The sequence below is a fragment of the Kitasatospora sp. NPDC127035 genome (genome assembly GCF_042726075.1).
Taxonomy (GTDB): Bacteria; Actinomycetota; Actinomycetes; order Streptomycetales; family Streptomycetaceae; genus Kitasatospora.
The window spans coordinates 100,303-106,302 of record NZ_JBHXDN010000020.1 but is presented as its reverse complement, the minus strand read 5'-3'; the positions used below and the strand labels follow the sequence as shown (position 1 = coordinate 106,302).

Below are 6,000 nucleotides of genomic sequence, written 5' to 3'. Positions count from 1 at the left end.
GCGCGGCGGGGTACGGGTTGCATCGCCGCCCCCCGCCCCCCCCCCCCGCCGGGCCCCCGCGCCCACCTGGGGGCCGCGGCGACACCAGCCAGACCAGGAGCACCCTCATGCCCGAGGCCCCCGACCGCCTGCCCTCCGGCAGCCCCGCCACGTCCCGCCGCACCCTGCTCTGCGGGGCCGCGGCCGTCCTCGCCGCCGGCGGCACCCTGGCCGTCTCCGGATGCTCCTCGTCCTCCTCCGACTCCGCCGCCCCCAAGACCCCGGTGGACGTCGGCCCGGCCTCCGCCGTGCCCGTCGGCGGCGGCACCGTCTACCGCGAGAAGAAGATCGTCGTCACCCAGCCGACCGAGGGCCAGTACCGGGCGTTCAGCGCCAAGTGCACCCACGCCGGCTGCATCGTCGACCAGGTCAAGAACCAGAAGATCCAGTGCCCCTGTCACGGCAGCTTCTTCGGCATCACCGACGGCGCCGTGCTGGACGGCCCGGCCCCCACCCCGCTGCCCGCGTACACCGTGGCCGTCGAGGGCGGCAACCTCAAGGTCACCCCGAGCTGAAGCAGTTGATCTCCCCTCCGCAGGCCCGGCCCGACTCGGTACGGTGGACCCATGGCTGACCCGTCCACTTACCGCCCGTCGCCGGGCGCGATCCCCGTCTCGCCAGGCGTCTACAAGTTCCGCGACGCCCACGGGCGGGTCATCTACGTCGGCAAGGCGAAGAGCCTGCGCCCGCGGCTCTCCTCCTACTTCCAGGACCTCGCCGGGCTGCACCCGCGCACCGCGACCATGGTCACCACCGCCGCCTCGGTGGAGTGGACCGTGGTCGCCACGGAGGTCGAGGCGCTCCAGCTGGAGTACTCCTGGATCAAGGAGTTCGACCCCCGCTTCAACGTCAAGTACCGCGACGACAAGAGCTATCCGGAGCTGGCGGTCACCCTCAACGAGGAGTACCCCCGGGTCCAGGTCATGCGCGGTTCGCACAAGAAGGGCGTCCGCTACTTCGGCCCGTACGGCCACGCCTGGGCGATCCGCGAGACCGTCGACCTGCTGCTGCGCGTCTTCCCCGTCCGCACCTGCTCCAACGGCGTCTTCAAGCGCGCCCGCCAGGTCGGCCGCCCCTGCCTGCTCGGCTACATCGGCAAGTGCGCCGCCCCCTGCGTCGGCAAGGTCTCGCCCGAGGAACACCGCGCCCTGGCCGAGGACTTCTGCGACTTCATGGCCGGGCGCACCGGCAACTACCTGCGCCGCCTGGAGGGCGAGATGCAGGAGGCCGCGGTCGAGATGGAGTACGAGAAGGCGGCCCGGCTGCGCGACGACATCGGCGCGCTCAAGCGGGCGATGGAGAAGAACGCCGTCGTCCTCGCCGACGCCACCGACGCGGACCTGCTGGCCGTCGCCGAGGACGAACTGGAGGCCGCCGTCCAGATCTTCCACGTCCGCGGCGGCCGGGTCCGCGGCCAGCGCGGCTGGGTCACCGACAAGGTCGAGGACGTCGACACCGCCGGCCTGGTGGAGCACGCCCTCCAACAGCTCTACGGCGGGACGGACGAGGACGAGCGCAGCGAGTCCGTCCCCCGCGAGGTCCTCGTCCCGGCGCTGCCCGAGCCGGTCGACCCGGTCCGCGACTGGCTGAGCGGCCTGCGCGGCAGCCAGGTCGACCTCCGGGTGCCGCAGCGCGGCGACAAGAAGGACCTGATGGCCACCGTGCAGCGCAACGCCCAACAGGCGCTCGCCCTGCACAAGACCAAGCGCGCCTCCGACCTCACCACCCGCAGCCGCGCCCTCCAGGAGATCGCCGACGCCCTGGAGCTGGACTCCGTCCCGCTGCGCATCGAGTGCTTCGACATCTCCCACCTCCAGGGCGAGGACGTGGTCGCCTCGATGGTCGTCTTCGAGGACGGCCTGGCCCGCAAGAGCGAGTACCGCCGCTTCCAGATCAAGGGCTTCGAGGGGCAGGACGACGTCCGCTCGATGCACGAGGTGATCAGCCGGCGGTTCCGCCGCTACCTCCAGGAGCGCGAGCGGACCGGCGAATGGGCCGTCCCCGAGGAGGGCCCGGACGACGAGCCCGGCGCCGCCGAGGTGCCGGGCGGTCCGGTCGACCCCGAGACGGGCCGCCCGCGCCGCTTCGCCTACCCCCCGCAGCTGATCGTCGTCGACGGCGGTCAGCCCCAGGTCGCCGCCGCCCGGCGGGCCCTGGACGAGCTCGGCATCGACGACGTCGCGCTCTGCGGCCTGGCCAAGCGCCTGGAGGAGGTCTGGCTGCCCGGCGACGACGACCCGGTCGTGCTCCCGCGCAGCAGCGAGGGCCTCTACCTGCTCCAGCGGGTCCGCGACGAGGCCCACCGCTTCGCCATCGCCTACCAGCGCGGCAAGCGTTCCAAGCGACTCACCGCCGGAGAACTGGACTCCGTCCCCGGCCTCGGCGAGACTCGCCGTCAGGCGCTGCTCAAGCACTTCGGCTCGCTGAAGAAGCTCCGGGCGGCCACCGTCGACGAACTCTGCGCAGTCCCCGGCATCGGCCGGCGGACGGCGGAGACAGTTGCGGCGGCGTTGTCGTCCCGTACACCTGCCGCACCAGCCGTGAACACGGCCACGGGCGAGATCATCGAGGACGGCGCCGACGATCCGGTGCCCGCGGCGCCCGAGACCGCACCCATCCAGGAGACGCCATGACGGCCGACGCCGCCCGTCAGCCTGCGCGCCCCGGATCACTCGCCCGAGTGGACCGGGGAAGCTTGCCCGCGCGTCGCGCGTTCTCCACATGCAGAACCACCGAGAGCGGGGAACCGAAGTGACCGTGTCCGATTACGGGGGCACCGCGCGGCCGGAGGCCGGCGGAGAGAACGCCCCGGAGCTGGTGATCATCTCCGGCATGTCCGGAGCCGGCCGCTCCACCGCGGCCAAGTGCCTGGAGGACCTGGGCTGGTTCGTGGTGGACAACCTGCCGCCGGCCCTCATCCCGACCATGGTCGACCTCGGAGCCCGCTCCCAGGGCAACGTCGCCCGGATCGGCGCCGTCGTGGACGTCCGCGGCCGGCAGTTCTTCGACGACCTGCTGACCTCCCTGGACGAACTGGAGAAGCGCGGCATCCGGCTGCGCGTGGTCTTCCTGGACTCGTCCGACGACGCACTGGTCCGCCGCTTCGAGGGCGTGCGCCGCCCGCACCCGCTCCAGGCCGACGGCCGGATCGTCGACGGCATCGCCCAGGAGCGCGACCTGCTGCGCGAGCTGCGCGGCGAGGCCGACCTGGTGATCGACACCTCCAACCTCAACGTCCACCAGCTGCGCGCCAAGCTCGACGCCCAGTTCGCCGACCACGACGAGCCCGAGCTGCGGGCCACCGTGATGTCGTTCGGCTTCAAGTACGGCCTGCCGGTCGACGCCGACCTCGTGGTGGACTGCCGCTTCCTGCCCAACCCGCACTGGGTGCCCGAGCTGCGGGCCCGTACCGGCACCGACGGGGACGTCGCCGACTACGTCTTCCAGCAGCCCGGTGCCAACGAGTTCCTCAACGGTTACGCGGAGCTGCTGCGCATCGTCACCGAGGGGTACCGGCGCGAGGGGAAGCGCTACATGACGCTTGCCGTAGGCTGCACCGGTGGCAAGCACCGCAGCGTCGCGATGTCCGAGCGCCTGACGAAACGTCTCATCTCGGACGGCGTCGAAACGGTGCTCGTCCACCGGGACATGGGACGGGAGTAGCCGCCGTACCCCCTGCCGGCCGCCGGCGGAGGCCGGCGGCGGGCAAGAGGAACGCGAGGTAGGTGTGACGGGATACGTGCCCGGGCGGCAGTTTCAGAACAAGACCGCCGACCGGAGTGGGCTCCCGGCCCGGTCCTTCGTGACCGGCCGGTCCCGCTCCGGGGCGGCCCGCACCGGCCCGGCCCGTCCCCACCAGGCGCCCCGGACCAACCAGGCGCCCCGGATCACCGCCCTCGGCGGCGGTCAGGGCCTGTCCGCCTCGCTCTCCGCGCTGCGCCGGCTCACCACCGACCTCACCGCGGTGGTCACCGTCGCGGACGACGGCGGCTCCAGCGGCCGGCTCCGTGAGGAGCTGGGCGTGCTGCCGCCGGGCGACCTCCGCAAGGCGCTGGCCGCGCTCTGCGGCGACGACGACTGGGGCCGCACCTGGTCCGAGGTGATCCAGCAGCGTTTCACCGGCAGCGGCGAGCTGGGCGGCCACGCCGTCGGCAACCTGCTGATCGTCGCGCTGTGGGAGAAGCTCGGCGACCCGGTCGCCGCCCTGGACTGGGTGGGCCGGCTGCTCAACGTCCAGGGCCGGGTGCTGCCCATGTCGGCCGTCCCGCTCGACATCGAGGCGGTCGTCCGCGGCCACGACCCGGCGTACCCGGCCGAGCTCGCCGCCGTCCGCGGCCAGGCCAGCGTCGCGGTGACCCCGGGCACCGTGCAGTCCGTCCGGCTGGTGCCGGACGAGCCGCCGGCCGTGCCGGAGGCGGTCACCGCCGTCCGCGAGGCGGACTGGGTGGTGCTCGGCCCCGGCTCCTGGTTCACCAGCGTGCTGCCGCACCTGCTGGTGCCCGACCTGGTCAAGGCGCTGGTCGAGACCCGCGCCCGCCGCCTGCTCACCCTGAACCTGGCCCCGCAGCCCGGCGAGACCGAGGGCTTCACCCCGCAGCGCCACTTGGAGGTCATCGCCGACCACGCCCCCGCCCTTGCGGTGGATGCGATCCTGGTGGACGAGCGCGCCGTCACCGGCGGTGCCTTCGGCCAGGCCGACCTGGCGGGCCTGGAGAAGGCCGCCGAGCGGATGGGCGCGGCCCTGGTGCTCGGCCGGGTCGCCCGCACCGACGGCACGCCGCGACACGACCCGGAGCTCTTGGCAGCCGCGTACGACCGGATTTTCCGGACACATGGAAGGATCGGGCCATGGCGATGACTCCAGCGGTGAAGGACGAAATCAGCCGGCTCCCGGTCACCCGGGCCTGCTGCCGCAAGGCGGAGGTGTCGGCGATCCTGCGATTCGCGGGCGGGCTGCACATCGTGAGCGGCCGTATCGTGATCGAGGCGGAGCTGGACACCGGCGCTGCCGCGCGTCGTCTGCGCAAGGACCTGCTGGAGATCTTCGGACACTCCTCGGACCTGGTCGTGATGGCCCCCGGCGGCCTGCGGCGCGGCAGCCGGTACGTGGTCCGGGTGGTCAAGGACGGCGAGCTGCTGGCGCGCCAGACCGGCCTCGTGGACGGCCGCGGTCGCCCGATCCGGGGCCTGCCCCCGGCCGTGGTCTCCGGCGCCACCTGCGACGCCGAGGCGGCCTGGCGCGGGGCCTTCCTGGCACACGGCTCGCTCACCGAGCCCGGCCGGTCCTCGTCGCTGGAGATCACCTGCCCCGGCTCCGAGGCGGCCCTCGCCCTGGTCGGCGCCGCCCGCCGGCTCGGCATCCCGGCCAAGGCCCGCGAGGTGCGCGGCGTGGACCGGGTGGTGATCCGTGACGGCGACGCCATCGGCGCGCTGCTCACCCGCCTCGGCGCCCACGAGTCGGTGCTGGCCTGGGAGGAGCGCCGGATGCGGCGCGAGGTCCGGGCGACCGCCAACCGGCTGGCCAACTTCGACGACGCCAACCTGCGCCGCTCGGCCCGCGCCGCGGTCGCGGCCGGCGCCCGGGTGCAGCGCGCGCTGGAGATCCTCGGCGAGGAGGTGCCGGAGCACCTGGCCGCCGCCGGCCAGCTGCGGATGCAGCACAAGCAGGCCTCGCTGGAGGAGTTGGGCGCCCTCGCCGACCCGCCGCTGACCAAGGACGCGGTGGCCGGCCGGATCCGCCGGCTGCTGGCGATGGCCGACAAGCGTGCCTCCGAGCTCGGTCTGCCGAGCACCGAGGCGAACCTGACGGACGAGATGGCACTCAACTGACTCTTGACGACCGCGCTCGACGGTGATCTCCCCGCCGGTGTCCGTTCCTCGGGCACCGGCGGTGCCGTGTCCGGGGACTGGGACGGCGGCCCGTGCCGGAGGGCCCCGCGGGCCCGGGACCAACTGCCCCGG

At 73.6% G+C, this 6,000-nt stretch carries 5 protein-coding genes; all 5 read left to right on the top strand.

What is annotated here, in order from left to right; translation table 11 throughout:
- The first annotated feature begins 107 nt into the window (after positions 1 to 107).
- Entirely contained in the window at positions 108 to 554 is a 447-nt protein-coding gene (locus ACFWIC_RS16725; RefSeq protein ID WP_329876385.1) for a Rieske (2Fe-2S) protein, read from the top strand.
- Between the two features lie 51 nt (positions 555 to 605).
- A complete protein-coding gene (uvrC, locus tag ACFWIC_RS16720; protein ID WP_329948629.1) occupies positions 606 to 2,672 on the top strand; it encodes an excinuclease ABC subunit UvrC in 2,067 nt (688 codons plus the stop codon).
- 88 nt (positions 2,673 to 2,760) lie between these two features.
- Complete coding sequence (gene rapZ / locus ACFWIC_RS16715) at positions 2,761 to 3,702, top strand: RNase adapter RapZ (protein ID WP_380360184.1); 942 nt, start codon at positions 2,761 to 2,763, stop codon at positions 3,700 to 3,702.
- A 64-nt stretch (positions 3,703 to 3,766) separates the two neighbouring features.
- Positions 3,767 to 4,897 carry a uridine diphosphate-N-acetylglucosamine-binding protein YvcK gene (yvcK, locus tag ACFWIC_RS16710; RefSeq protein WP_380360186.1) on the top strand — a complete coding sequence of 377 codons (1,131 nt, stop codon included), beginning with the start codon at positions 3,767 to 3,769 and terminating at the stop codon, positions 4,895 to 4,897.
- Positions 4,888 to 5,868, top strand: coding sequence for a DNA-binding protein WhiA (gene whiA / locus ACFWIC_RS16705; RefSeq protein WP_148642545.1), 981 nt, complete (start codon positions 4,888 to 4,890; stop codon positions 5,866 to 5,868). The genes yvcK and whiA overlap by 10 nt, the downstream gene beginning before the upstream one ends.
- The last annotated feature ends 132 nt before the right edge of the window (positions 5,869 to 6,000 follow it).